Origin of the sequence: Kushneria pakistanensis (genome assembly GCF_014652795.1) — a bacterium.
Classification (GTDB): domain Bacteria; phylum Pseudomonadota; class Gammaproteobacteria; order Pseudomonadales; family Halomonadaceae; genus Kushneria; species Kushneria pakistanensis.
The window spans coordinates 504,150-530,436 of record NZ_BMZM01000003.1 but is presented as its reverse complement, the minus strand read 5'-3'; the positions used below and the strand labels follow the sequence as shown (position 1 = coordinate 530,436).

Sequence of the window (26,287 nt, the reverse complement as noted above, 5' to 3'; positions counted from 1 at the left end):
GCTTTGGCGAAACCTTCTGCGAGCACACAACAAGATAATTTCGTAGGCCGTTTATTATGGGCTTTATCAGACAAGTCAGGCTTGCCTGCCAAGCGTTTTGCTGACTTCGAGCCAACACCATCGCTTGATTGGTTATTAGAATCTTTTTCAGAAGAACGCTTTCAGCACAGTGACCTTCCACGCTTTGGAGTGCCCTCATATAATACAGTCAACCACAAATTAAGATTTAGCTTAGTTCGTCGACCAACTCATTACGACCATGCACAGTTTATGTCTTTGAATTGTGAGAGCATCGACCACAATAAATGGGATAACGTAATGTTTCATATATCCCGTTGGCTTACACGTCACTTGAACGATCCAAGATTAATTCTTTGGATTGCTCAACGTGGCGGGAAAGTACATGACACATGGTCTTTTTTGATCGAGTCAGAACTAGATCGTCTTTCCACTCTTCAACAGGAGAACAAAATTTCTGAGCTGCAAAGTATCAGCTCTCAGGCACCAAATGCGGTTCCAGATGAATTTATGCGCACTTTGTGGCGTATAACCTTAAGTGGGCGTTTAAAAAACCCTCACCTTCATTTAGATCTATACAGATGGGAAGAGCGATTAAAAAAAGAAGGACTAAACACCACTTTACGACTTGAGCTGCGAGATCTTCTTGCTCCAAGAATAGCTTTAAAAAGAACTTATTATCCCTACCAATCAGAAGAAAATGAAAGCACTTCAAATAGTTCGCGCCAATTAATAGAGTGGGAGTTAACTCTAGCTGCAGATTATATACACTCAGCTATACGAGACCTAACTGGGGGTCATTGGGTTTCAGCTTTGCCGCTGCTTATAGAGGATTTTCAGCAGCTATTACGTGATGCTCTGGACTTGGCATGAGAGCTCGGAAAAGCCGATGATTATCATGATCTATCTTATATAGATTTGCCATCTATCGAACCACATTGGCAAAACCGTGGTTTCAGTGAATGGGTCAACCTAATCGAATTATTGCGAGAAGCATGGCTTGTAATTAATGAAAACGACCATATGCGTGCAGCACGGATAGCCCAAAGTTGGTTCGATTTGCCATATCCCTCCTTTAAACGCTTAGCTCTATTTGCGGCCAGCAAGAGTAATTACATTCAACCCGAGAAATGGGTGGAATGGCTGCTTGCTGATAATGCTCAGTGCTTATGGTCGTTAGAGACCATGAGAGAGATGTGCCGAGTTATCGTTTTGCAAGGTTCAAAATTAAGAGGAGATCTTCAAAAACGTCTGGAAGACGCTATAGTAGCTGGCCCACCTAGCGAAAAGTATCGTAAAGATATAGAACCAGATATTTTTCAACACTTAGTAGCTCGATCTATCTGGCTTCGTCTCGCCAAACTCGATGCCTCGGGTATTAGCATAGGAGGAGCCGCAGCAGTCAAACTTAAAGAAATTTCCGATATTTATTCGGACTTTCAATTATCGGATAGTGAAAGGGATGAGTTTTCTAGCTGGATGAGTGGTACCGGCGATCCAGACTTTGAAGACAATCGTGAAATTGACATAGCCCCTAAAAAGCGTAGCGAGCTTTTTCATTGGCTACAAAAGCCATCTTCCAACTCACCATTTTCCGAAGATACTTGGCGTTATGTTTGTCAGAAACATCTTCTTAATAGCCTTTATGCGCTAGGCGATTTAGCGGAAGAGAACATCTGGCCTATTAATCGTTGGCGCGAGGCATTCCAATCTTGGAGCGAGGAACGCCTAGCACTAAAATCTTGGCAATATGCCACCCCGTTCATAAAAAATATTCCTGATGAAATCTTAAAAGAGATAGCCCATAGCGTTACTTATTGGCTTCGAAAGGTATCTGAATCAATAAAAAAAGATGAAGATATTCTTTTCAAACTTTGCAAAAGAATTACGATTCTATTTTCCGGCAAAAATGGCAACATAAATGAAACCAGCAGGGAGTCTTCACAATCTATTAACGAGGCTATCAACCATCCTATTGGACATGTCACTGAAGCTGTAATAAATCTTTGGACAAAAGAAAAACCAAAAGACAACGATTTACTTCCTCCACAAACAAGGTCCTTTTTCACGCAAATCAGCAATATTAAAGAAAAAGAATTTAGGCATGGGCGCGTACTTTTAGGATCAAGGTTAATTGCTCTTTTTCGTGTTGATCGCGAATGGAGTAAGGAATGCCTGTTGCCTTTTTTCGATTGGGAAAACTCTAAAGAGGCAAAAGCAATGTGGGAAGGTTTCCTTTGGTCACCTCGTTTGTACCAGCCTTTATTGCTTTCTTTAAAATCACAGTTTCTTGCAACTGCGAAACATCATGCTGAGTTAGGGGGAAACCTTCAACGTTACGCTGCGTTTCTAACTTATGCTGCACTTGGCCCTATAGAGGGGTATACCTCACAAGAATTCCGTACAGCGATTGAAGACTTGCCTCAAGAGGGGTTAGAAGCTTGTGCACAAGCTTTATCGCAAGCACTTGAGAGCGCCGGCGATCAGCGGGAAAATTATTGGAAAAATCGTGTTCAACCATTTTGGCAACACATTTGGCCAAAATCGAGAGATTTTGCTACACAACGAATTTCTGCATCATTGATTAGAGCAGCAATTGCAGCCAGAGCTGAGTTTCCAGCCGCATTAGCCATGATAAAGAACTGGATACAACCGCTCGAACACCCACATACCGTTATACATTTACTGCATACATCAGAGCTGGATTCACGCTTCCCAGCAGAAGCCTTGACTCTTATGGATGCCATAATCACCGAGCAGCCATGGGTACATCGTGAGCTAGGGCATTGTTTGAACAATATCATACAGAGTTCGCCGGAACTTGAGAGAACCCCCCAGTATCAGCGCTTAAGGGAGCTTTTTCGCAAGCATAGAGGGGATCAATAAAAAAGAGTGCTTAAGACAGCAAGGATAATTGCCATAGTAGAAGTGTTGTGAAATTTACTTCTTACCAGAGGTATACACGATGGTATATTCACACAGAAAGGTAAAATAAATTCCTTAATTATCAATGATATAAAACTATAACAGAATCCTGACGGGCGCCTTGCTTGATGCATGTCCATACACCTGACATAACCTCACTACATTATCCGGCAGATACTAAAAAGCCCCGCTCTGGCGAGGCTTTTCGTTATTCAAGGCGAATCTGACAGTCAATCAGGCAAACAGAAAGTCTTCTGCATTGAGGGCGTAGGCCAGCTCCCCCAGCGGCGCGCCTGAATCGTACTTGGGCACGCCGATCAGCGTCACCGTATTGAATCCGGACCCGTCATCGATCAGCAGGTCAGTACCGTCGCCATGGAACATCGGCCGGATGTCGTCGAAACCGAGCGGCTCACCATCCGTGCCGGTCAGCCCGGACACATCAATGCGATCAATCCCCAGTTCAAAGTCGGTGATCACACTGTCCCACCAGGCATCATCGTCGCCCAGTACAAAACTGTCGGGCGTGTTTTCAGTACCGTTGACCGTCCCTTCTACCAGCACATCCGTAAAGGGTCCTTCGGGCGCCGGTGCCATCTTGGAAATCATGTCACGACGATCCGAAAAGGTATTGGGCCCTCCGGCCAGGTCGCTCAAACGCAGGACAAAATCATTTTCATCCAGTCCGGCCGGGCCGCTATCGCGATAGAGATAGAAGTCTTCCTTGAAAAACACGGGGATCACGGCATCGCCGCTGTCCATCTCCCCTGCCATGGTGAACGCTTCTTCAAGCGACTCGGCATCCCAGGCCGTCACGGCATGATCAAAATTGATGGTCTCAAAGGAGGCCATGATCTCACCGTCCACAAACAGCGTGTCCTGCATGCCATCAAAGCCAACCAGCGTGTCGATGCCATCGCCCTCCTGGCCGTAGCGGGAAGCGTCTTCGGAGAAATACAGCACATCCGCACCGTTGCCACTGCCCCCCAGTACAATGGTTTCCTGCACGTCGGCCGAGGCCGTGTACTCAAGCCCCCCTTCCAGCGCGCTGGCATCCGTATAGGCCACTGCCGTGGTATCGATGGCGCTGTTGTCCCATTCGATGCGGCCGTTGCCACTGAGCATCAGCGTCTCGAGCGCATCGCCCTGGGCGCTGGCCGAGAGCGTCTCGCCGGATCGGGCACGGCTTTCATTGAACTGGGCGTTCAGTTCCAGCGTATCGATGTTATCTGTCAGTACAAATGTCTGATCACCGCCTCTGGTAAAGGCGAAGGATTGGGACTGGTGTTGGGTCAGCTGCGGCATGTGTTCAACTCCTTTGAACGTCTTCTTGTTAAACAGCAGGAGCTTTAATGTAGTCCGCCACCCAAAAAGAACTACAACTATTATTTATACTTTGGTCTTTTCCTGATCCATCAGGCTTGAAAACAGCGACTACCTGCCGCTGCGCCGCTATTTTCGGACGCTAACGGCCTTTGCTTTTCTATCCATCCTTCCCGTCAGCCCCGTCGCGGCCATCCTGTCCACCCATGCCGCCGTCACCACCATCGCCGCCTTTACCGCCATTTCTGCCGGCCACCCCCACACCGCCGTGGCCGCCCTGTGGGCATTGCGCTGTACCATCTTTACCGTTCTCTCCCGGCGCACCGTTCAACCGGCTGCAATCCGTGGTGTTATCCGCAGCCAGTACCGGCCCGGCCGCTGCCGTCAGCAGCATGGCGCTCGTCAGAAGGGCTGCCCTTGCAATGTTCATCGAAGACTCCTTTGGCGCTACAGGGGTTGTCTCAGGGTTGATCCACCTCCCGACTTTCTCTCCAGCTGAAGAAATCTGCAAGACGGCCCTGCCAACCTCGCCGCGGCGTGCCACCATGACATTCTCTTCCTGATCATCGGTGTCTCATGACCATCGCTTCTCTCAACGACTGCCGGCACTGGGTATTCGATATGGATGGCACGCTGACCGTGGGCGTGCATGACTTCAAACTCATTCGGCGCGAGCTTGGGGTGCCGGAGGGCAGCGACATTCTCGAGCATCTTGAGTCACTGCCGGATGAGCAGCGCCGCGCCAGTCATGCCTGGCTGATGGATCATGAGCGCGAACTGGCCGGACGCTCGACACCGGCCGAGGGCGCGGTAGCGCTGATCCGGGAACTCTGCGCGCGCGATTACCGGCTGGGCATTCTTACCCGCAACGCGCGTGAGCTGGCCCATATCACGCTGGAGGTGATCGGGCTGACAGAGTGCTTTGACCGTGAAGATGTGCTGGGCCGGGAGGATGCCTCGCCCAAACCGCATCCGGATGGGCTTGAACACTTCATCAGGCGCTGGGGTGTGGCGCCCTCGGAGGTGGTGATGGTGGGCGACAGTCCGCTGGACATGCAGTGTGGGCGCGCGGCAGGCACCCGTACCGTGCTGGTCAATGCACCGGAGAACACCTGTCCGACGCAGACCGACCATCATTTGAAGGACTGCCATGCTCTAAGAGCGGCGCTTTTTCACACTTGAGCAGGCTTGCACCTTTAACGCTGGAAACAGGACGACACCATGGCCTTCCTGTAGACCTGGCGTTAAGAGCCGCGCCGTACTGCGTACGACATTTGTCCACCGGCGACACCCGATGCTGCTGCCGCTATCCTGATGCGACACTCTGCCCCAGAATGGGGCACTTTTTTGTTCTAAAGGGAATGTCGTTGCATGTCATCTGCAAGCTTCACAAAAAAGGGGTATCAGGGAGCGCTTGCGCTGGTGGGGCTTTTGCTGGTGGCCATCAACCTGCGACCGGCGCTGACCAGCGTCTCTCCGGTGCTGAAAAATATCGCCGAGGGACTGTCGCTGTCGCCGGCCGCTCAGGGCGTGCTGACCACACTGCCGGTGGTCTGTCTGGGGCTGGCTGCCCCGCTGGCACCGCGCATGGCGCGACGCATCGGCCCCGAGCGCACCATCTTCATCATCCTGATTCTGCTGGCCGTAACGCTTTTGGTGCGCCCCTTCACCAGTACGCTGGGACTTTTCATCTTTACGGCGCTGGCCGGTGCGTGTATCGGCATCATGAACGTGCTGCTGCCGGGGATCGTCAAGCGCGACTTCCCCACCCGGGTCAGCCTCATGACGGGGCTTTATACCGTAGCGCTCAACCTGGGCGCCTCGATGGCGGCCGGCGCCACCGAGCCGCTGCGCCAGGCCTTTGGTGAGCAGTGGCAGCCCTCACTTGCCTTCTGGCTGGTGCCGGCGGTGATTGCCGCACTGGTATGGATTCCCCAGCTTCGTGTTGTCCACGCCGCACGCGTGCGCCCCACGGGTCGCCATCCGCTGTATCGCAATGCCCTGGCCTGGCAGGTAACGCTGTTCATGGGCCTGCAGTCATCGCTGGCCTATACGGTGTTTGGCTGGCTGCCGACCATCCTGCAGGACCGTGGCGTGGCCCCGGTGACGGCGGGGCTTGCGCTGTCGGTGTCGATTCTGTGTCAGGTCATTACGGCCATTCTGGCGCCGCTGCTCGGCAGTCGGATGAAGGATCAGCGCGCCGTGCTGATTGGTGTCATGCTGCTGACCCTGTGTGGTCTGGCGGGCTGTCTGTATGCCCCCACACAGAGCCTGTGGCTGTGGATCGTGATTCTGGGACTGGGCCAGGGCGGTACGTTCAGCATGGCGCTGACGCTTCTGGCACTGCGTGCCCCGGATGCCGATACCGCTTCGGAACTTTCCGGCATGGCGCAAGGCTTTGGCTACGTGCTGGCCGCCTTTGGCCCGCTGCTGGTCGGGCTGTTGCATGACTGGTCCGGCGGCTGGGATGTGGTGGGTATCCTGCTGGGCCTGATCGGACTGGGGGCAATGATCGTGGCGCTGGGCGCCGGGCGTAATCGTCTGGTCATGCAGCACGACTGATTCGGCGCTCATGCCCCGGGAGGTTTGATGAATCTCCCGGGGTATTTTCTGCTGTATTACTCTTCTGCTGCATCACGCTTTTGCAGCAGCGCGCTCAGGCCAGCAGCTGTCGATAGAGCGTCACGTAGTCCTGCGCCATGCGGGTAGCGCTAAAGCGCTCCAGAAAGACCGCGCGCACCCGATCGCGATCGATCTCATCGAGCCGGGCCACCGCTGCCACGGCCTCCTCATGGCTTTCGACGACAAAGCCGGTCACGCCCTCCTCGATCACCTCCGCCACCGCGCCGCCGCGCCAGGCAATGACCGGCGTACCGCACGCCATCGCCTCGATCATCACCAGCCCAAAGGGCTCCGGCCAGTCGATGGGAAAAAGAAGTGCCCGGGCACCACCGAGCAGCGTCTCTTTCTGACTATCATTGATGGGACCCACATAGCGGATGTGTGCATCGAGCTCGGGACGCACATGCTGATCAAACCAGTCAGGGTTGCCCACATCCACCGTGCCGGCCAGACGCAGTTCATGGCCGGTGGCCCGGGCGACGTCAATGGCACGATCAGGGCGCTTCTGATCCGTCATGCGGCCAATGAAGGCCAGATAGCCGCCGTCACCGTTACCTGGGTTAAAGCGGTCAGCATCCAGCCCGTGATAGACCGTGCCAAGCCGGTTGGCCGTTGGAATCCCTGCCCCCTGGGCGTGGGAGATGGCCGCCACCGGCAGATCGGGAAAGCCTGCAAAGAACAGCTGGCGATCCAGCTCATCGATGCGCCAGTGGATGGTGGTGAGGCTGTGTCGACGTCGCTCGCCCAGAAGCGCCGCGTGACAGAACTCGCCGTGACAGTGGATGACGTCAAAGTCATCCAGATGCTGGCGCAGCTGTTCAAGCGCCAGGGCTTCGAGCACCCCGGGCACACCCGGCGGAACATTGTCGTGGTGCTGCTGCAAAAGGCTCAGGCTGGGCGAGGCGGCAAGATGGCGGGCCGTCGTATGACTGTCGGAAGGCGCGATGAGGGTCACGTCATGGCCCATGGCCACGAGCGCTTCGGTCAGATCAGCGACGATGCGTTCGGTGCCGCCATGATCAGCAGGCGGCACCGGAAAGATGACCGGGGCAATCTGGGCAATGCGCAAACAATCCTTGTTGGCCATGAAAGGGAATGTTCCATATCAGTGAAAGGGATTTTCACACCATGCATATCGTACATGTGGCGTTACAGGGCTGCCTGCGGGGCAGCGATATCGAGTATGGCATCACTGCTGACACCGGAGGCCATATTCGATATCTGCTGGAGCTGGTAGAGGCCTCCGAGCAGGACCCGGCCATCGATCGCATCACGCTGATCACGCGCGCCTTCGACAGTGATTTCAGCCATGTCGATTACACCTGCCCGCAGGAAGTACTGAGCGACAGGGTCTCGCTGGTACGTCTGGCGACCGATCATCCGGGTTATCTGCCCAAGGAGCAGCTTTATCAGGAGCTGCCTTCCTTCATGGACGCCTTCGAGCAGTGGCTGAGAAGGCAGCCACAACTGCCGGACGCCCTGCATGCCCATTACGCCGATGCCGGTGAGGTGGCCGCCGAGATGCAGGCGCGCCTGGGGATTCCCTTCGTATTCACCGGACATTCGCTGGGACGCAGCAAGCTTAAATGCCTGCAACAGAGCGGGACACCGCTGGACGACGCCACGCATCAGACCCTGATGCGGCGCATCGCCTTTGAAGCACGCGCCATCCGCGAGGCCGGGCTGATCATCGCCAGCTCCCGCGACGAGGCCGAGGTCCAGTATGCCGACTACCCCGGCTATGATGCCGGTCGTATTCGGGTCATCCCGCCCGGCAGTCACCTGAGCGCCTTCACCGACGCTGCCTCGACGCCCTGTGTGGATACGATGCTGGGGCGCTTTCTCACCGACCCGAACAAACCGGCCCTGCTGGCCATTGCCCGCCCGGTCACGCGCAAGAATCTGGCCGCACTGGTGCATGCCTTTGGCAATAGCCCCGCACTGCGGGACAAGGCCAATCTGGTGATCGTGGCCGGCGTGCGTGAGCGCATTGATCATCTGGAGTCCGAGCTTGCCGACAACCTGCGCGAACTCTTGGAGCTGATCGATGATTACGATCTTTACGGGCAGGTGGCCTACCCGCGTTATCACCGTGAGGAGGATATTCCGGCCCTGTATGCCTGGGCGCGCGAGCGCGGCGGTATCTTTATCAACCCGGCATTCAACGAGCCCTTCGGACTGACACTGCTGGAGGCCTCTGCCGCCGGGCTGCCGCTGGTGGCCACCGACAGCGGCGGCCCCAATGACATCATCGAGCAGTGCGGCAACGGCATATTGATCAACCCGCGCCACACCGAGCGCATGGCCTGCGAGATGCTGGATCTGCTCAATGATCCAGCGCGCTGGCAGCGCATGGCCGACCATGGCCATCAGGCGGTGCTGGCCTTTGACTGGCAGCGCCATGTCCAGCGCTATCACGACCTGCTGGCGCGCCTATGCCGGCCCCACACGGACACAACGCCCCCACGGGCACTGTTGATCTGCGATATCGATAACACCCTGACCGGCTCCCCGGTGGGCATCCAGACCTTCAACGCCTGGTATCAGGCCCAGCCGCGGCTCGGTTTCGGCGTGGCTACCGGGCGCAGCTTCCATAGCGCCCTGTCCATTCTGGAACAGGCCGGTATCGTCTACCCGCAGCTGGTCATCTCCTCGGTGGGCTCCGAGATCCACTATCTCGATGACAGCGGCGTGCGCTATCAAAAGGATGAGCGCTGGTCGGCACTGCTGGATCAACACTGGCAGCGCGAGGCCATTGCGCGAGCGCTTGAAGACTTCCCCGGGCTGACGCCCCAGGGGCCGCTGGAGCAGCGGCGCCACAAGCTGAGCTATTTCAGCGACGGCGACACAAGGCTCTCGGCGCGCGTGCAGCGCTATCTTCAGCAGCGGGGGCTGGCCTGTACGGTCATCCACAGCCACGGACGCTACTTCGATATTCTGCCCATCAATGCCTCCAAGGGGCTGGCCGTTGAACACGTCAGACAGCGCTTCAACATCCCGGCAAGGCAGCTGTATGTGGCCGGTGATTCAGGCAATGACCTGGACATGCTGCGCGCGACCCCCTGCTCGATCGTGGTGGCCAACTACAGCGATGATCTGCTGGCCGCCCCCGGCATGAGCCATGTCTACGCCGCCAGCGCCGCCCATGCCCTGGGCATCATCGAGGGCGTCAAACACTTCCAGCAGCAGGAGCTGGCATCATGAAACTCAGCGTTCTGACTCTGGTGCGCCACCGGCGCGATCACCTCGTCAATCTGATGCGAAGTCTCGAGGCCCAACAGCAGCGCCCCGATGAACTGGTGATTGCCTGGATGCAGTCCACGCGGGAGTGCGACCTTCCCGAGACGTCCTTCCCCGTTCAGCACGTCATGGTGGAAGGCGATGCCCTGCCGCTGGCCCGGGCCCGTAACGCCGCCGTCGAGGCCGCCAGCTTCGAGGCACTGGTTTTTCTCGATGTGGACTGCATTGCCTCGCCCGGGCTGATCAAACGCTACCATGAGGCATTGCAGACCAAAGCCGCGCTCTACATCGGTGAGGTCCATTATCTGCCGGCGGATGCCGTACGCTATCGCGGTGATCATGACAGTAAAAACGGCCACGACGGTGGCGATATGGATCTTGAGCGCCTGACCCAGCTGGGCGAGCGCCATCCGGCGCGCCCAGCGCTTTCGCCACACGAAATGCGTCATGAGGCCGATCACGGTCAGCTCTGGGGGCTCTCCTTTGCGCTGATGCGCACCGATCACTGGCGCGCCGGCGGCATGGATGAGGGCTACGTGGGCTATGGCGGTGAGGAGACCGACTATGCCTGGCGACTGGCGGCTGCCGAGATTCCGCTTTACTGGCTGGGCGGGGCGCTGGCCTGGCATCAGCATCATCCGCTGCACGCCCCGCCCTATCCCCATCTTGAGGCGATCGTGGCCAATGCCCGGCGCTTTCATGCGCGCTGGGGGCACTGGTGCATGGACTACTGGCTGGGGCAGTTTCGCGATGCCGGTGTGATCGACTGGTCACCCGAGGCCGATGACATCAAGGTGCTGCGCGCGCCGACCGAGCAGGAGATCGATGACGCGCGGCTGCCGTCGAGTGCGCGTTACTGCTGATACAGATCGTTGGCCACCGGTCGCTGATCCTCCGGCAGGGTGGCCGCCTCCGATGGCACGTGTTCAATGCCGGATTCCGGGGCGCCTTCCCAGAGACGATCCACGCAGGCTTCCAGCCACTGCGCCGCCCGCCGCGCGGCATCAGGCGCGTACAGCTCGGCAAGCGTCTGGACATCCAGCGCGCGGGCACGGGCCAGCACGTCCTGCCAGCCGGCAAAATCGGACGGCCAGTGCGTCATGTTGACCGCCGCACCCAGCCCGGCCAGGCACTCGGCCTTGCGGGCCTGCTCACCGAAGTAGCGCCACTCCGGGGCGCAGATGTAGGGCCGCTCCAGCATGGCCACCTCATGCACCGTGTTATCCCCGGCCGAGGCGATGACGATGTCGCAGGCCACGATGTAGTCGACCACGTTATCGACCCAGCCGCAGTTGATGAGATTGGCAAAATCGGTCTCGTGGCCTTCCAGATGCAGCGGTCCGATGGTCAGAAACAGGGTCTGCGGCGCAGCGCGGGCCGCCACGGTCAACGGCGCATAGGGTGTGCCTGCCCCACCACCGCCGGTCAGGGCGACCACGATTTCCCGGTCCGGATCGAGCCCGAGTCGGGCACGTGCCTCCTCACGCGTGGGCACCTTCGCGGCCGTGGTACACAGCCCACCGCTGTAGAAGGTCTTGTCACGCAGATGATCCGGATAGTCCGCCTGCTCAAGGCGCACATCATAGGGCGCCAGCATGCCCACACAGGCTTCATAGGCGCCCAGATGCCCCGGGTCGTTGCGATCACCATGCATGCGTATCTTGACCGCCGGGATACTGGCCACCCGCGACAGCAGCGCCAGCTCCGCCGACACATCGATCACGAAAAGTCCGGCATCGATATCATCCAGATGATCGAGAATGCGGCGCATGGTCTGGCGCATCTCGACCACACCCATCGGTACGCAGTGCATGACAGATGGTGTCGGCTGATCAAAAAGCGCCTGGGTGGGCACATCGGCACCGATCATGTTGGGCAGCGCGATCAGCTCGATATCACGCTCAAAGCCGTCAAACAGTGACGGGTCGGCGGTCATCACGCTGACCGGGCGCTCGGGAGAAAACTCGCGAATGATCGCCATGGTACGTCGGGCATGACCGCGCCCCTGGTGGTGCACGAAGAAACTGATGGGTCTTGTCATGAGAAGCCACATTCCCTGTGTCATGGAGTATCCATGATCCAGTGTGGCACCAGTCCTGATAAAGCGCCTTTACACCTGTTGCGTCGTCTCGCCTGCTCCATAAAAAACGCCCCGCGGGTGCGGGGCGTTCGGGTCTGGCCATGACAGCGCGCTGATCAGCTCAGGCGCTGCATGTAGTCAACGTAGCCAAAGGTTCTGACCGTTCGAATATCACGGCTTTTTTCATCGATCCGGCAGATCGAGGGCAGACGAATGCCGTTGAAGGTGGTGGTCTTGACCATGGTGTAGTGCGCCATGTCGGTAAAGACCAGCCGGTCGCCGATCTCAAGCGGTGCATCAAAGGCATAGTCCCCGATGACGTCACCCGCCAGACAGGTCATGCCGCCGAGGCGATAGGTGTGGGCCTTCTCACCCGGATGGCCGGCGCCGATGATCTCGGGCCGATACGGCATCTCCAGCACGTCCGGCATATGTGCCGTGGCCGAGGTGTCGAGAATCGCGATCGGTCCGTTGTTGTCGACGATATCCAGCACGGTGGCGATCAGATAGCCGGTATTGAGCGCAATCGCCTCGCCCGGCTCCAGATAGACCTCGAGATGCGGATAGCGCGCGCGGAAGTCACGAATCACGCGTACCAGCCGCGCCACATCGTAATCCTCCCGGGTGATGTGATGGCCACCGCCAAAGTTGACCCAGCGCATCCCATTCAGATACTGCCCGAACTTCTCCTCGAACGCCGCCAGCGTCTCTTCCAGGGCGTCACTGTTTTGCTCACACAGGGTGTGAAAGTGAAGCCCCTCAAGGCCGTCGAGATCGCCCGGGGAAATATCCGCCGTGCGAGTGCCCAGCCGGGAGCCCGCCGCACAGGGGTCATACAGTGCCACCGCCCCGGTGGAGTGCTCAGGGTTGACCCGCAGCCCGCAGGAGGGGCGCCGCGGCGATGCCGCGACCGTGTCACGATGACGCCGCCACTGACCAGGGGAGTTGAAGCTCAGATGATCGGCGTAGCGCAGTACTTCCGCCATTTCGGCCTCGGTAAAGGCCGGCGAGTAGACATGCACCTCGCCGCCAAAGGTCTCGGCCCCCAGACGCGCTTCATCCTGTCCGCTGGCGGTGGTGCCCACCAGGTACTGGCGCACCAGCGGGAAGCTGTCCCACAGGGCAAAGCCCTTCAGCGCCAGCAGGATTTTCGCCCCGCTGTCCTGTTGCACCTGGCCAAGCCGCTCGAGATTGCGCCTGAGCAGCGCATCATCGACCACATAGGCCGGAGACGGGCAGGCGTGGATATCGAAGTCGATGCGGTTATCTGTCATCAGCGCTCAGCCCAGCGGATCATGGTCGGGGTCGAGCTCGACCATCTGCCACGGCAGGCCCATGTCACCAATGCGCTCCATGAAGGGGTTCGGATCAAGCTGCTCGACGTTGAATACGCCCTCGCCCTTCCAGATGCCTTCCAGCATCAGCATGGCGCCGGTCACCGCCGGTACACCGGTGGTGTAGGAGATTGCCTGGGACTGGACTTCGGCGTAGCACTTTTCGTGATCGCAGATGTTGTAGATATACACCTTGCGACGCTTGCCATCCTTGATGCCATCGAGAATGACGCCGATGTTGGTCTTGCCTTTCGTACGCGGGCCAAGCGATGCCGGATCCGGCAGCACGGACTTCAGAAACTGCAGCGGCGAGACCTCGCAGCCGTTGACGTTGATCGGCTCGATGCTGGTCATACCGACGTTTTCCAGCACCTTCAGATGCGTGATGTACTTCTCGGAAAAGGTCATCCAGAAGCGGATGCGCTCGATGCCCTTGATGTTCTGTGCCAGCGATTCCAGCTCTTCGTGGTAGAGCAGGTACATGTCCTTTTCGCCGATACCGTCGAAGTCGAACGTGCGCTTTTCCGCCAGCGGCGCGGTTTCAACCCACTCGCCCTTCTCCCAGTAGCGACCGTTCGCGGTGATCTCGCGAATGTTGATCTCCGGGTTGAAGTTGGTCGCAAAGGGGTAGCCGTGATCGCCACCGTTGGCATCGAGGATGTCGATGCGGTGGATCTCGTCAAACAGGTTCTTCTGGCCATAGGCGCAGTAGATATTGGTCATGCCCGGGTCAAAGCCGCAGCCGAGCGTGGCCATGTTGCCAGCGTCCTTGTAGCGATCCTGGAAGGCCCACTGCTCCTTGTACTCGAACTTCGCCTCATCGGGATGCTCATAGTTGGCCGTGTCCAGATAGGGCACACCGGTACGCAGGCAGGCTTCCATGATGGTCAGATCCTGATAGGGCAGGGCCACATGGATCAGGACATCCGGCTTGAAGGACTCAATCAGGGCGACCAGTGCTTCGACGTCATCGGCATCGACCTGCGCGGTCTGAATGGGACGCGAGAGCTGATCGGCGATTGCCCTGCACTTGGCCTCGTTGCGGCTGGCAAGGCAGATCTCGCCAAACACTTCAGGATGCTGCGCACACTTGTGGGTAACAACGCCACCGACGCCACCGGCGCCAATAATCAGAACCTTGTTCATGGAGTCAATTCCAGATCGGGAAAGTCAACAGTGGTAAGGGTCTTATCGGTAGTGGGCAACCAACTTTTCACCAGGAAAGATTCAGCACACCCCGACCCGATGCCACCCCGGTCGTGGTCTCGCCTGCCCGATGGGCATTGCGGCAAGAAGGCCGCCGATGATGGCCTTGCCGGCCGCCGGTCTCAAGTGTTTTTACATTAATATGCAGGCGTTGACGTTCATCGAAAGAGATTATTGCGCCACTGTGGGAAAGACTGTCAGGCAGGGGTATTGAAAGGGTGCATTCGTGTCAGGATGTCTTTACCATACTGGGGTATAGTATATAGAGACGTTGTCATGCCGCATTCTCCCGCTGCCAAAAAGCGTGTTCTTGCTCGGGTGCGTCGCATTCGGGGCCAGTGCGAGGCACTGGAACGTCAGCTGGAAGCCGGTGCCGAGTGTGCCCCGATTCTTCAACAGATCGCGGCCATGCGCGGAGCCATCAACGGTCTGATGTCAGAGATGATGGAAACCCATATTCGTGAGACCTTCGGTGACGCCGCTTCAAGCGATGATGATCGTACCGCTCGCGTCGATGAGATGGCCTCACTGGTCCGTTCCTATCTGAAATAGCCTGCGGCCCGATGCCCGGGCCTGTTGCAACCTCAAGGAGAGTCACTTGAAATCACGTGCTGCTGTCGCCTTTGGACCGGGCAAACCGCTCGAGATCGTGGAAATTGATGTTGAACCGCCCCGCAAGGGTGAGGTGCTGGTGCGCATTACGCATACCGGCGTCTGCCATACGGATGCCTTTACCCTGTCAGGCGAGGACCCGGAAGGTATCTTCCCGGCCGTACTGGGCCATGAAGGCGGCGGTATCGTCGAGGCTGTCGGTGAAGGCGTGACCAGCGTCAAGCCGGGCGATCATGTCATTCCGCTCTACACCGCCGAATGTGGCGAGTGCAAGTTCTGCCGCTCCGGCAAGACCAACCTGTGCTCGGCCGTGCGCACCACGCAGGGCAAGGGCCTGATGCCGGATGGCACTACCCGTTTCTCCTACAACGGTGAGCCCATCTATCACTACATGGGCACCAGTACCTTCAGTGAGTACACCGTGGTGGCCGAGGTATCTCTGGCGGTGATCAACGAAGAAGCACCGCTGGAAAAGGCCTGCCTGCTGGGCTGTGGCGTGACCACCGGCATCGGTGCCGTGCACAACACCGCGAAGGTCAAGGAAGGCGACACGGTGGCCATCTTCGGTCTCGGCGGCATCGGTCTTGCCGCCATTCAGGGCGCGGTACAGGCAAAGGCCTCGCGCATTCTGGCCATCGATACCAACCCGGACAAGTTCGAGCTGGCCCGTTCCATGGGCGCTACCGACTTCATCAACCCGAAGGATCATGACCGGCCGATCCAGGAAGTGATCGTCGAGATGACCGACGGTGGCGTGGACTTCAGCTTTGAATGTATCGGTAACGTTGATGTCATGCGCTCGGCGCTGGAGTGCTGTCACAAGGGCTGGGGCGAAAGCATCATCATCGGCGTGGCCGGTGCCGGCAAGGAAATCAGCACCCGCCCCTTCCAGCTGGTCACCGGCCGGGTCTGGAAAGGCTCAGCGTTTGGTGGCGTCAAGGGCCGCTCGCAGCTGCCGGGCATGGTCAATGACTATCTGGGCGGCAAGATCGACCTGGATCCGTTCATTACGCATACCATGCCGCTGGAGCAGATCAACGAAGCCTTTGATCTGATGCATGAAGGCAAATCGATCCGTACCGTCATTCATTACTGATCGCCATTACCGACCGGTAATGTAAAGGGGCAGGACAGATTATTATCTGCCCTGCCCCTGATACCTCATTGACGGGTCATTTGCCGCTGGCGGCCATCGCCAGCGGTGAATGATCCGTTATTGTGTTTCAGCAACATCCATCCGGGTCGGAATTCGCTGGAGACCACGTCGTTAACAGCGGCAGCGCCGAACGTGCTCCGGACGGTGCCTCTTCACGTCTTGAAAGCAGTCCTTCGATCTGCTCGGGCGTCATGGGCCGGGAAAGGAAATAGCCCTGCGCCAGCGGACACCCAAGGCTTTGCAGCATCTCCAGCTGCTCCAGGGTCTCGACGCCTTCCGCCACGATATCCAGTTCAAGGGCCCTGCCCAGCCACAAAAGACTCTGCATGATCGCCATGGAACGCTGATGCAACACCATGCGCAGCACGAAGGTGCGATCCACCTTGATGGCATCAATCTCGTACTGATCGATATAGCTCAGCGCCGAATAACCGGTACCGAAGTCATCCAGCACGATACTCACCCCCAGCGCGCGAATGTCATGCAGGATCTGACCGATGATCTCGGGATGATGACGAAACACCCCTTCGTTGATCTCAAGCTGCAGCAGATGCGCTGGCACCCCGCTGTCTTCAAGCACTGACACAAGGTCACTCTTGAAGCTGTGATGCTTGAGCTCCTGCGCCGACACATTGATGTTGAGCGTCAGATGCTCACAGAGTCGGGGGTACGTCCGACGCCACGCCGCCAGCTGCTGACAGGCCTCATGCATGACCCAGTGACCGATGTCGCGCAGTATGCCCAGCTCCTCGGCCATGCCGATAAAGAGTTCCGGGGCGACACTGCCGCGCTCGGGATGCTGCCAGGTCAATAACGCTTCAATACCCCTGATCACACGCGAGTGCGGCTCATGAATGGGCTGATAGCACAGCGTAAATTCTTCACGCGCCATGGCATGACGCAGATCGTTTTGCAGCGCCAGCGTCTCCACCACACTGTCCCGCATGGAGGAGGTGAAAAAAACGTAGCGTCCGACCCCCTCTCCCTTGGCCACATACATGGCGGTATCGGCATCACGCAGCAGCTCTTCGGGAGTATGGTAATGCGACTCCAGCACCACAATACCGATACTGCTGGAAGAAAAGAGATTCTGTCCCTGAATCCTGAAGGGCTTTTGCAAACACTGGGCAATGCGATGGGCCACTTCGCCGGCCGCCCGGGCCGGTGAAACATCCTCGATCAGCACCACAAACTCATCGCCTCCTACCCGGGCCAGGGTATCGGCGCTGCGCAGACAGGATTCAAGCCGTCGGGCCATGCCCATCAACAGCTGATCCCCCGCGCGATGGCCGAGACTGTCATTAACGAGCTTGAAACGATCCAGATCCATGAACAGTACGGCCGCTTCCGGCTGCGCCGGGGGCGCTCTGGAAAGCAGCTCACGCAGCCGCGCCATGATCCAGGCCCGGTTGTAAAGCTCGGTTAGATTATCGTGGGTCGCCGCCCAGGATAGCTCCTGCTCGATACGCTGGCGCTCCAGAAGCCGCGCTTCCAGCGCCATGTTTTGTGCCTGCGTCTGGCGTGCCTGCAGCTCGATCTCCTCGGCCCGCTTGCGCTCGCTGATATCGCGCTGGACCGAGATCCAGTGGGTAAACCATCCTTTCTCGTTGGCCACCGGGACAATACTGAGCTCGACCCAGAACTCGCTGCCGTCACGACGGGAGTTCAGGAGCTCGACTTCAACGGGTTGCCATTTGTCCAGCGCCGCCCTCAAACGATCCAGCGCCTTGCGATCGGTGCGCTCGTTTTGCAGGATGCGGGGCGTTTTACCCAGCACATCTGCTTCGCTATAGCCGGTGGTGCGGGTAAAGGCGGCGTTACAGTAGACGATGCGCGGCCCGGGCAGTCCCACCGGCTCGGCTTCGGTAATCAGGATCGAATCATTGGCGTGCACCACAACCGACTCCAGCAGCCGCAGACGCTCGCGACCGCTGGTATTGGCAATCTCGACCGATTCGCGCACCTGCTGGCAGTCATGATGATGTCCCACCTGAGCGGCATGGGTATGCAGGACATAGCACTGGGCCGTGCTCAGCCCACGGCGCGGTCGATCATCGCTGACCAAAAGCACGCCCAATAGCTCGCCGCGCCCGGATCGCACGGTCGCCAGCGCCGCAAATGCCGTATTTTCCGGCCAGGGGAGTTGCAACAGTGGCGCTTCACTTTGCCGGACATCCTCAAGGCATAAATGGCCCTCTCCACTGCTGTCGATCAGATCGCAGAGCATGGTGATCTTGTCACGCGTCATGGCAGGCAGCAGGCCACCGCCGTAACTCACCATGACCTCGCCCCGGGCACCGTAAAGAACGCTGCGTGCACAGTCAGTGGCATGCGCTGCGCTGCGCAGCAATTGTTGTAATGCCGGGATGCCCTTGCGGTCGTAGCGTACGGTCATTTTAGGGAAATCATCTCTTTTGAGCCTGCCTCGTTGATAACGGCCTCCATACGCTTTCCTGAAGTGTGTCTTCCATATCTTTTGATGCCCTGAACCTGACCGGCTACAGATTCATCAGAGACGGCCGATAATACTGCATCATCAGATAACCCCCCGGGTTTAAAACAGGGTGAAGAGTGAACATGAAGCTGATCGATGACATGACCGTCAAAACAAGCTGGACACTGGTGATTGCCGTCTTCGTGGGGCTGATAGCAGGCGTCAGCGCGCTGGGTTTTTATGGCCTTCATTATAGCGAAGACCTTTTTTTACAGCTTATCGCCGATGACGGCAGTCGCGCCGACCAGCTGCATGCTCGTCTTCAGGACGTCACCTCGATACTGCACACGGCCATGATAGCGGCCATTGTGATCGCCCTTGTGGTCAGCGCCGGGGTAATGTGGGGGGTTACGGTCAACGTGATCAACCCGCTCAAGCGGCTGGTCACCCATTTTGAACGCATGGCGAAGGGCGATCTGTCCGAGACCGACCAACACCGTGGAGACAACGAAATCGGACGGCTTTTCAGCGCTCTGGCCGCGATGCGACAGAGCCTGTCCCACACGGTCAGTACCGTGCGCCAGGGCAGCCATCGTATCAATGACGACGCACGCCTGATCGCCCGTGACAACATGGATCTTTCTGCCCGTACCGAACAGCAGGCCGCCTCGCTTGAGCAGACCGCGGCCAGCATGGAAGAGCTGACGGCCACCGTTACCCAGAATGCCGAGAACTCGCACCAGGCCAGCCAACTGGCACAGGAAGCGTCCCGCCAGGCACAGCGCGGTGGCGAGGTCATCGTCGAAGTCCAGCAGACCATGCAGGGCATCAGTCAGAGTTCCCAGCAGATGGGCGACATCATTGCCCTGATCGACTCCATCGCCTTTCAGACCAACATCCTGGCACTCAATGCCTCCGTTGAGGCAGCGCGCGCCGGCGAGCAGGGCAAGGGATTTGCCGTGGTGGCCGGTGAGGTGCGCGCACTTGCCGGGCGCTCTGCCAGTGCTGCCGGCGACATTCGCGAGCTGATCGATAACTCGCTCAAGCGGGTGGGCGACGGCTCTGCGCTGGTGGAACAGGCCAGCAGCACGATGCAGGTCATTGTTGAATCCGTGCAGCGGGCCACGGAAATCATCGCCGAAATCGCCTCGGCCTCCCAGGAACAGAGCAGCGGCATCGGTCAGGTCAATCAGGCCATCTCGCAGATCGATCAGGTCACGCAGCAAAATGCCGAACTGGTACAAAATGCAGCGCGAGCGGCCGGTGAGCTGGAACGTCAGGCCCACGCCCTGCGTGATTCGGTGAATCTGTTTATTCTGCCGGATGAGCCTGCCCTGCAGACGCCACCGGAAGCCCCGAAAGCTACCACCTCTGCCCCTGCCCTGACCAACAGGACAACGACCGCCAGGGCATCCGCGCCCGTGGCTGATCAACGCCCCGCCCCGAAGGCAGACAAGCCCGCACCTGCACCTGCCGCCCCGGCTCGCAGCACGCGTGCCACCAGCGATGAAGATGAGTGGGAAACCTTCTAACCCGCCCGGTTCCTGTCACGCCCGGCGCTTGACTGCCTGTATCAAAAAGGACCGCTTGTGCGGTCCTTTTTGTATATCGGTGCCAGCGATAACGCTGCGAGTCACGGCGTCCCCGCACGGGTCTCCAGTGCCAGCAGTGCCTGCTCGATGGCATGCACATGGGCATCGTCATGACCCATATCGCGCAACGATGCTGCCAGCATCAGGAGATAATCACGATTGGGGCCGCTGGGACCGCACGCTGTCGAGATCTGCCGGGCAATTTCCAGCGCCGAGGCCTCACCCAGCCAGGCCTCGTTGCCCTCGGTGGCCATATAGACGAGCGCTTCACTGCGCTCGCCGTCATCAAAATAAAGATCGGTGACCACACGCAGATAACCGTTTTTTTCCCGGATATCGAGCCCGTCAAGCACATCAGGCGTGATCAGATAGGCCATGCCATGGCAGATGGCGCCGTCCTGCGGAACCAGTGTCGCCACACGCCCCGGCGCCTCAAGCGTGCCGCGATGATCATGCGAGCCCTGCCAGAAACGACGCGTCCACCCCTTGATGCTGGCAGGACGGCGTGTCTTGAAAACAAACCCGGTCTTGTAGATCAGGGAGCCATAACCAAACAGCCAGATCGGTTGCGCGGCATCGTCGGGGCAGGCGCTGGAAGACGAGGGCATCAGGGTTTCGGACATGGCACGAATCACGGTATTGGCAATGAACAATGAGAGACTGAAAATGAACGGTGCACGTCTTGATCAGCCGGTGCGCTCGGCGTCATCTTCATCGTTGTCTGCTACCAGCGCATTGGTGCGCGATAGAAGTTGTTCCACTTCGGGGCTGCCCGGTACTTCGGCGGCGTCATCGGGCTCCAGAATGGCATCCACATCGTCAATGGTACACAGCATGTCATCGACGACGACAAAGGGAACGCTGCCGCGCTTTTGTACCTGGCGTACCAGCTTCATGGAGGCGGGTACACATTTCAGCAGGGGGCTTTTCTGCCATGCCAGAGGGACGCTGGCCATCGCCTCGTGTTCATTGCAGCCCGCGGCCACGATATGCTCTCCTTCAAGCACGACGATGCCCGCAACAACCACGCCTGTAGTAGAAAGGTCGTCCATGGGTTCTTTTCCTCAAGTGCCCGATAAGAAAGGCCATTCTAAACGTCCGGGGCCAAATCATCACCTTTCAATCAATTGGTTATTCTCATTTCAAGGATATTCGTTACCCCCATCACTTCACGATACTTCCTTCCGCCTCTGAGCACCCCCTGAAAGCTGATCTTTCGTTTTCGGCGACCATGCTGGAAGTGGCGGGTTGAAGAATCAGGCGCCGACCACCACATGACGCAGGGTAATGGCCCACAATGTTCTAGACTCAGGGCAACGGATGTCGATCATCCCCTGACAACGATGGAGTGTACTCATGGACGAGGAAAAAAAGGGCCCCAGCGATAACCGCCCGGCACGCGATGCTACCGATGTGACCGCCGCCACACCGGAAACGGATGCATGGACCAACGATCTGGAAGATATCAATGATGGCACGGGCTCCACGGAGGACGCGTCCATCCTGCCCGATGAAAACGATGAGTACGCCGATCTGGTAGAAACCGGCGCGCTGGATGAAGATGAGCGTCTCGTGGATGAAAAGGACGCCGAGCTTGAAAACGAGCTTGAGGTGACCGATGCCGATGAAGAAGGGATCGAAGCCAATATCAAGGCACTCGATTTCGAGGAATCCGAAGGTGGCGATCATGTTGATCCCCAGCGTACCCGGCCGGATATGGAAAGCCGTGACCCGGATGACCTTTAAGCCTGACACTATTTGATCAGGTGGATTCAACAGGGGCCGATATCAATATCGGCCCCTTCTCATGAGCAGCCCCTGTTCATGGGCAATCGCCAGTACCGCTTACGCTTGCTCCAGCGGATTTTCCCCCTTGCTCCAGCGCCATGCGGTAATGTCCGGCATATCCTCAAAGTGCTCGCGAATATAGCGATGGTGCTGCTCCAGCAACCCTTCAAGCTCATCGATGATACGTACGGCGTTCTTGAGATGGCCCGGGGCATAGCGCAGGGCATCAAGTGCCAGATGGATGCGACTCATGTGGTTGAGCACGACCATGTCGAACGGTGTCGTGGTCGTCCCCTCCTCCTGATAGCCCCGTACATGAAAACGCTCGCTGCTGGAGCGACCATGCAGCAGCTGATGCACGACGCCCGGATAGCCGTGGAAGGCAAAAAGCACCGGCTTGCCGACCGTAAAGAGCTCCACGAAACGCTGCTGGCTCATGCCATGGGGATGTGAATCCCGCGGCGGCAGGCTCATCAGATCCACCACGTTGACCACCCGTACGGCCAGTTCCGGCAGATAGTGGCGCAGCAGATCGACCGCGGCCAGCGTCTCCTGGGTAGCAATATCGCCGGCACAGGCCATGACAATGTCGGGATCTTCCTGATCATCGCGCTCATTGCTGGCCCAGTGCCAGGTGCTGGCGCCTTGCGTGCAGTGCTCACGGGCCTCTTCAACGCTTAAATACTGCAGCTGAGGGTGCTTGTCGATGACAATGGCATTGAGATAGCTGGTGCTTTGAAAGCAGTGATCGGCCACCGATAACAGACAGTTGGCATCTGGTGGCATATAAATGCGCACCACCTCCGGCTGCTTGTTCAAAAGGTTGTCGATAAAGCCGGGCCCCTGATGACTGAAACCATTGTGATCGTTGCGCCAGCAGGTCGAGGTCAACAGATAATTCATGGAGGGAATCGGCTCGCGCCAGGACACTTCGCGAGCATGTTCAAGCCATTTGGCATGCTGCATGGCCATTGAATCCACAATGGTGGCAAACGCTTCATAGCTGGCAAAAAGGCCGTGTCGCCCGGTCAGGATATAGCCCTCCAGCCAGCCATGGCAGTTGTGCTCGCTAAGCACTTCCATGACCCGACCGTCCGGCGAGATGCTGTCATCTTCTTCATTGACCGGGCTCATCAGACACCGATCCGTGGCTTCAAAGACCGCGCCCAGCTTGTTGGAGTTGGTCTCGTCAGGGCAGAAAAGACGGAAGTTATGCGGATTGTCGCGATAGATATCGCGCATGAACTGCCCCAAGCGCTCGGTGGAGCTGGTCATCTCGCGCCCGCGATTGTCGTCATTCACCGAGACACCGTAATCGCCCCAGTCACGCAGCGTCAGAGGCTTGCGCAGTCGCCCGCCGTTGGCATGCGGATTGGATCCCATCCGCCGTTCGCCTTCTGGCGCCTGATCGGTCAGTGCCGCCAGCGGACGGCCCTGGTCGTCAAAAAGCTCGTCGGGACGATAGCTTCTCAACCATTCTTCCAGCAGCTTGAGATGCTCCGGGTTATCCTTCAGCCCGCCCAGTGGCACTTGGTGGGCGCGGTAGCTGCCGGCGATCGGCACGCCATCCACGCGATCCGGGCCGGTCCAGCCCTTGGGCGTACGCATGACGATCATGGGCCATTCGGGGGCCTCCTGACTGCCCTGCTCACGTGCCTTACGCTGGATCTCGCGGATATCATCCAGTGCGTTTGAAAGGGCATCATGCATGTCGCGATGGACCTGCATCGGGTCATCGCCTTCCACAAAGCGCGGCGAGTAGCCATGGCCCTTGAAATAGTGCGTTAGCGTTTCGTCACTCTGACGTGACATGACCGAGGCACTGGCAATCTTGTAGCCGTTGAGATGGAAGATCGGCAGCACGGCACCATCACGTTTCGGGTTGAGAAAGCGAATGCCTTTCCAGGAACCTTCCAGCGGTCCGGTTTCAGCTTCCCCATCCCCCACGACAGCGGCAGCGATCAGGTCGGGGTTATCAAATACCGCACCAAAGGCATGGGTCAGCACGTAGCCCAGCTCGCCTCCCTCATGGATGGAACCCGGCGTCGGCACGCTGACATGACTTGGAATGCCGCCGGGCGTGGAGAATTGACGAAAGAGCGCGCGCATGCCGGCTTCATCCCGGCTCACCTTCGGAAAATGCTCGCTATAGCTGCCTTCAAGCCAGACATTGGCCAGCACGGCCGGGCCGCCATGCCCGGGGCCGGCCAGATAGATCATGTCGAGATCGCGTGTTTTGATCTGATGATTCAGGTGAGTATAAATCAGGCTGAGCCCCGGCGAGGTGCCCCAGTGGCCCAGCAGACGTGGCTTGATATGCTCGATGCTGAGCGGCTCACGTAGAAGTGGATTGTCCCTGAGGTAAATCTGGCCTACCGCGAGATAGTTGGTGGCGCGCCACCAGGCATCCAGCTGTTCCAGCGTCTGTGTATCCACGGTGCTTCCTTCTGATCCCGCCTGCATGTTGGCTGACATGATCTCCTCCCTGAATTGAATGTCTGGCGTTTTATCTGCCGACGGATTCATTCGCCCTTATCCGTGTGCTTGCGCAGAAGACTGACGGTATGGCGTGCCAGCATGCCTTCTTCATCGGTGGGGATAACCCTGACGGTAATGGTGCTTTCGTCTGTCGAAATGATGTCGGGGTCATCGCCCTTGTTGGCCTCATGATCCAGCGCCACTGAATTGAATGTCTGGCGTTTTATCTGCCGACGGATTCATTCGCCCTTATCCGTGTGCTTGCGCAGAAGACTGACGGTATGGCGTGCCAGCATGCCTTCTTCATCGGTGGAGATAACCCTGACGGTAATGGTGCTTTCGTCTGTCGAAATGATGTCGGGGTCATCGCCCTTGTTGGCCTCATGATCCAGCGCCACTGGAAAGAGCGCCTTGAGTCTTTCAACGATCGCCTGGCGAATGGGCGCGGCGTGTTCACCGATCCCGCCGGTAAACACAAGACCATCAAAGCCGCCCAGGGCCACAGCCATGCGTCCGACCTCCTGAGCGGTGCGATAGACAAAAAAATCAATGGCACGTCGTGCCTCTGGCGAGTCGTCATCCAGCAGGGTCTGCATGTTGCTGCTGATACCCGAAATGCCCTTGAGCCCCGACTCCTTGTAGAGCATGTCCTGCAGGGCATCATGATCAAGGTCATGTTGCTGCTGAAGGTACAGCACGGTACCCGGATCCAGCGCGCCGCAGCGCGTTCCCATGGGCAGGCCGTCCAGCGCCGTAAAACTCATGGTGGTTTCCATGCTCTGGCAGTTGCTCATGGCGCACAGGCTGGCGCCATTGCCCAGATGCGCCACGATCACGTGCCCTTTGGACAGCGTCGGATCCAGCTCGGGCAAACGCTGGGCGATGTATTCATAGGAGAGGCCATGAAAGCCGTAGCGCTGAAGGCCCTTTTCAAACCAAAACCAGGGCAGCCCGGTCATCATGGACACTTCAGGGCGCTGATGATGAAAGGCCGTATCGAAACAGGCTACCTGCAGCACGTCGGGGGCGTAGCGCGAAACGGCGTCAATCCCGGTCAGATTATGGGGCTGATGCAGAGGGGCCAGCGCAATCAGCTCATCAAGGCGCCGGCGGACCTGCTCATCGATCACCACCGGGTCACTGAAATCGCGCCCGCCATGGAGGACGCGATGCCCTACGGCTACCGGGCGTACATTATCAAGGGCCTGCGTCACACGCTCGCGCAGCACCTGATAGGCCGCGCGATGATCGCCAACCTGCTCTTTTGACAGGGATTCATCAGCGATATCGTTGCCATCGGCCATATGCGCCTGAAGATGTGGCGCATCGGCGCCAATCTCTTCAATGGCACCATGTGCGGCCAGACGCAGCGCATCGTCATCTTCCAGAAAATACACCGAGAGCTTGAGGCTTGAAGAGCCTGCGTTGACCACGATAATGACTGGCGCTGCCTCGTTTGCCATAGCATTTTACCCTGCT

Annotated in this window: 22 protein-coding genes; 10 read left to right on the top strand and 12 right to left on the bottom strand. The window is 58.1% G+C overall.

What is annotated here, in order from left to right; genetic code table 11:
• Positions 1-3: 3 nt before the first annotated feature.
• On the top strand, positions 4-891 hold the full coding sequence (locus tag IE123_RS16215) for a hypothetical protein (protein ID WP_229819754.1): 888 nt from the start codon (positions 4-6) through the stop codon (positions 889-891).
• A 150-nt stretch (positions 892-1,041) separates the two neighbouring features.
• The gene (locus tag IE123_RS16210; RefSeq protein ID WP_229819753.1) at positions 1,042-2,904 is read left to right on the top strand and encodes a histone H3 family protein; all 1,863 of its coding nucleotides are present in this window, start codon (positions 1,042-1,044) and stop codon (positions 2,902-2,904) included.
• Between the two features lie 273 nt (positions 2,905-3,177).
• Here the strand turns inward: IE123_RS16210 and IE123_RS12800 are convergent, their stop codons facing one another.
• Both IE123_RS12800 and IE123_RS12795 read right to left on the bottom strand, forming a co-directional pair.
• Positions 3,178-4,248: a hypothetical protein gene (locus IE123_RS12800; protein ID WP_189518793.1), complete on the bottom strand. Its 1,071-nt coding sequence runs from the start codon at positions 4,246-4,248 to the stop codon at positions 3,178-3,180.
• A gap of 178 nt (positions 4,249-4,426) precedes the next feature.
• On the bottom strand, positions 4,427-4,696 hold the full coding sequence (locus tag IE123_RS12795; RefSeq protein ID WP_189518790.1) for a hypothetical protein: 270 nt from the start codon (positions 4,694-4,696) through the stop codon (positions 4,427-4,429).
• Between the two features lie 146 nt (positions 4,697-4,842).
• Between IE123_RS12795 and IE123_RS12790 the strand changes: the two genes are divergently transcribed.
• Positions 4,843-5,448: an HAD family hydrolase gene (locus IE123_RS12790; protein WP_189518788.1), complete on the top strand. Its 606-nt coding sequence runs from the start codon at positions 4,843-4,845 to the stop codon at positions 5,446-5,448.
• Between the two features lie 189 nt (positions 5,449-5,637).
• Positions 5,638-6,828, top strand: coding sequence for a CynX/NimT family MFS transporter (locus IE123_RS12785; protein WP_189518786.1), 1,191 nt, complete (start codon positions 5,638-5,640; stop codon positions 6,826-6,828).
• Between the two features lie 94 nt (positions 6,829-6,922).
• On the opposite strand, the gene IE123_RS12780 is transcribed toward IE123_RS12785, so the two are convergent.
• Entirely contained in the window at positions 6,923-7,975 is a 1,053-nt protein-coding gene (locus tag IE123_RS12780; protein WP_189518784.1) for a glycosyltransferase family 4 protein, read from the bottom strand.
• Between the two features lie 41 nt (positions 7,976-8,016).
• Between IE123_RS12780 and IE123_RS12775 the strand changes: the two genes are divergently transcribed.
• Together IE123_RS12775 and IE123_RS12770 are read left to right on the top strand one after the other, a co-directional pair.
• Positions 8,017-10,092, top strand: a complete 2,076-nt coding sequence (locus IE123_RS12775; protein ID WP_189518781.1) for an HAD-IIB family hydrolase — start codon at positions 8,017-8,019, stop codon at positions 10,090-10,092.
• Positions 10,089-10,991, top strand: a complete 903-nt coding sequence (locus tag IE123_RS12770; RefSeq protein ID WP_189518779.1) for a glycosyltransferase family 2 protein — start codon at positions 10,089-10,091, stop codon at positions 10,989-10,991. The genes IE123_RS12775 and IE123_RS12770 overlap by 4 nt, the downstream gene beginning before the upstream one ends.
• Here IE123_RS12770 and IE123_RS12765 read toward each other — a convergent pair.
• The 3 genes from IE123_RS12765 to IE123_RS12755 form a co-directional block, all read right to left on the bottom strand.
• A complete protein-coding gene (locus IE123_RS12765) occupies positions 10,982-12,169 on the bottom strand; it encodes a glycosyltransferase family protein (protein ID WP_189518777.1) in 1,188 nt (395 codons plus the stop codon). The two genes, IE123_RS12770 and IE123_RS12765, sit on opposite strands and share 10 nt — an antisense overlap.
• A gap of 155 nt (positions 12,170-12,324) precedes the next feature.
• A complete protein-coding gene (nspC, locus tag IE123_RS12760) occupies positions 12,325-13,482 on the bottom strand; it encodes a carboxynorspermidine decarboxylase (RefSeq protein ID WP_189518775.1) in 1,158 nt (385 codons plus the stop codon).
• A 6-nt stretch (positions 13,483-13,488) separates the two neighbouring features.
• On the bottom strand, positions 13,489-14,688 hold the full coding sequence (locus IE123_RS12755) for a saccharopine dehydrogenase family protein (protein WP_189518773.1): 1,200 nt from the start codon (positions 14,686-14,688) through the stop codon (positions 13,489-13,491).
• 336 nt (positions 14,689-15,024) lie between these two features.
• Here IE123_RS12755 and IE123_RS12750 point away from each other — a divergent pair, with 336 nt between their 5' ends.
• On the top strand, positions 15,025-15,300 hold the full coding sequence (locus IE123_RS12750) for a metal/formaldehyde-sensitive transcriptional repressor (RefSeq protein WP_189518771.1): 276 nt from the start codon (positions 15,025-15,027) through the stop codon (positions 15,298-15,300).
• Positions 15,301-15,346: 46 nt separating this feature from the next.
• A complete protein-coding gene (locus IE123_RS12745) occupies positions 15,347-16,456 on the top strand; it encodes an S-(hydroxymethyl)glutathione dehydrogenase/class III alcohol dehydrogenase (protein WP_189518769.1) in 1,110 nt (369 codons plus the stop codon).
• 127 nt (positions 16,457-16,583) lie between these two features.
• Here the strand turns inward: IE123_RS12745 and IE123_RS12740 are convergent, their stop codons facing one another.
• A complete protein-coding gene (locus IE123_RS12740) occupies positions 16,584-18,911 on the bottom strand; it encodes a putative bifunctional diguanylate cyclase/phosphodiesterase (RefSeq protein ID WP_189518767.1) in 2,328 nt (775 codons plus the stop codon).
• 182 nt (positions 18,912-19,093) lie between these two features.
• Between IE123_RS12740 and IE123_RS12735 the strand changes: the two genes are divergently transcribed.
• The gene (locus IE123_RS12735; RefSeq protein WP_189518765.1) at positions 19,094-20,482 is read left to right on the top strand and encodes a methyl-accepting chemotaxis protein; all 1,389 of its coding nucleotides are present in this window, start codon (positions 19,094-19,096) and stop codon (positions 20,480-20,482) included.
• Between the two features lie 101 nt (positions 20,483-20,583).
• Here IE123_RS12735 and IE123_RS12730 read toward each other — a convergent pair whose 3' ends face one another.
• Both IE123_RS12730 and IE123_RS12725 read right to left on the bottom strand, forming a co-directional pair.
• On the bottom strand, positions 20,584-21,165 hold the full coding sequence (locus tag IE123_RS12730) for a gamma-glutamylcyclotransferase (RefSeq protein ID WP_189518763.1): 582 nt from the start codon (positions 21,163-21,165) through the stop codon (positions 20,584-20,586).
• Between the two features lie 63 nt (positions 21,166-21,228).
• Positions 21,229-21,594, bottom strand: a complete 366-nt coding sequence (locus tag IE123_RS12725) for a hypothetical protein (RefSeq protein WP_189518753.1) — start codon at positions 21,592-21,594, stop codon at positions 21,229-21,231.
• A gap of 304 nt (positions 21,595-21,898) precedes the next feature.
• Between IE123_RS12725 and IE123_RS12720 the strand changes: the two genes are divergently transcribed.
• A complete protein-coding gene (locus IE123_RS12720; protein ID WP_189518751.1) occupies positions 21,899-22,288 on the top strand; it encodes a hypothetical protein in 390 nt (129 codons plus the stop codon).
• 99 nt (positions 22,289-22,387) lie between these two features.
• Here the strand turns inward: IE123_RS12720 and IE123_RS12715 are convergent, their stop codons facing one another.
• Genes IE123_RS12715 through IE123_RS12705 form a run of 3 tightly spaced genes read right to left on the bottom strand, consistent with a single transcriptional unit; the run spans position 22,388 to position 26,271 of the window.
• Positions 22,388-24,805, bottom strand: coding sequence for a phosphoketolase family protein (locus tag IE123_RS12715; RefSeq protein ID WP_189518749.1), 2,418 nt, complete (start codon positions 24,803-24,805; stop codon positions 22,388-22,390).
• A gap of 47 nt (positions 24,806-24,852) precedes the next feature.
• Entirely contained in the window at positions 24,853-25,011 is a 159-nt protein-coding gene (locus IE123_RS12710) for a hypothetical protein (protein ID WP_189518747.1), read from the bottom strand.
• 36 nt (positions 25,012-25,047) lie between these two features.
• Complete coding sequence (locus IE123_RS12705; protein WP_189518745.1) at positions 25,048-26,271, bottom strand: acetate/propionate family kinase; 1,224 nt, start codon at positions 26,269-26,271, stop codon at positions 25,048-25,050.
• Between the last annotated feature and the right edge of the window lie 16 nt (positions 26,272-26,287).

Coding starts and splice junctions, on each gene's coding strand:
- IE123_RS16210 (WP_229819753.1), top strand. CDS start 1,042: ATGCGTGCAGCACGGATAGCCCAAAGTTGGTTCGATTTGCCATATCCC.
- IE123_RS12800 (WP_189518793.1), bottom strand. CDS start 4,248: ATGCCGCAGCTGACCCAACACCAGTCCCAATCCTTCGCCTTTACCAGA.
- IE123_RS12795 (WP_189518790.1), bottom strand. CDS start 4,696: ATGAACATTGCAAGGGCAGCCCTTCTGACGAGCGCCATGCTGCTGACG.
- IE123_RS12790 (WP_189518788.1), top strand. CDS start 4,843: ATGACCATCGCTTCTCTCAACGACTGCCGGCACTGGGTATTCGATATG.
- IE123_RS12785 (WP_189518786.1), top strand. CDS start 5,638: ATGTCATCTGCAAGCTTCACAAAAAAGGGGTATCAGGGAGCGCTTGCG.
- IE123_RS12780 (WP_189518784.1), bottom strand. CDS start 7,975: ATGGCCAACAAGGATTGTTTGCGCATTGCCCAGATTGCCCCGGTCATC.
- IE123_RS12775 (WP_189518781.1), top strand. CDS start 8,017: ATGCATATCGTACATGTGGCGTTACAGGGCTGCCTGCGGGGCAGCGAT.
- IE123_RS12770 (WP_189518779.1), top strand. CDS start 10,089: ATGAAACTCAGCGTTCTGACTCTGGTGCGCCACCGGCGCGATCACCTC.
- IE123_RS12765 (WP_189518777.1), bottom strand. CDS start 12,169: ATGACAAGACCCATCAGTTTCTTCGTGCACCACCAGGGGCGCGGTCAT.
- nspC (WP_189518775.1), bottom strand. CDS start 13,482: ATGACAGATAACCGCATCGACTTCGATATCCACGCCTGCCCGTCTCCG.
- IE123_RS12755 (WP_189518773.1), bottom strand. CDS start 14,688: ATGAACAAGGTTCTGATTATTGGCGCCGGTGGCGTCGGTGGCGTTGTT.
- IE123_RS12750 (WP_189518771.1), top strand. CDS start 15,025: ATGCCGCATTCTCCCGCTGCCAAAAAGCGTGTTCTTGCTCGGGTGCGT.
- IE123_RS12740 (WP_189518767.1), bottom strand. CDS start 18,911: ATGACCGTACGCTACGACCGCAAGGGCATCCCGGCATTACAACAATTG.
- IE123_RS12735 (WP_189518765.1), top strand. CDS start 19,094: ATGAAGCTGATCGATGACATGACCGTCAAAACAAGCTGGACACTGGTG.
- IE123_RS12730 (WP_189518763.1), bottom strand. CDS start 21,165: ATGTCCGAAACCCTGATGCCCTCGTCTTCCAGCGCCTGCCCCGACGAT.
- IE123_RS12725 (WP_189518753.1), bottom strand. CDS start 21,594: ATGGACGACCTTTCTACTACAGGCGTGGTTGTTGCGGGCATCGTCGTG.
- IE123_RS12720 (WP_189518751.1), top strand. CDS start 21,899: ATGGACGAGGAAAAAAAGGGCCCCAGCGATAACCGCCCGGCACGCGAT.
- IE123_RS12715 (WP_189518749.1), bottom strand. CDS start 24,805: ATGTCAGCCAACATGCAGGCGGGATCAGAAGGAAGCACCGTGGATACA.
- IE123_RS12705 (WP_189518745.1), bottom strand. CDS start 26,271: ATGGCAAACGAGGCAGCGCCAGTCATTATCGTGGTCAACGCAGGCTCT.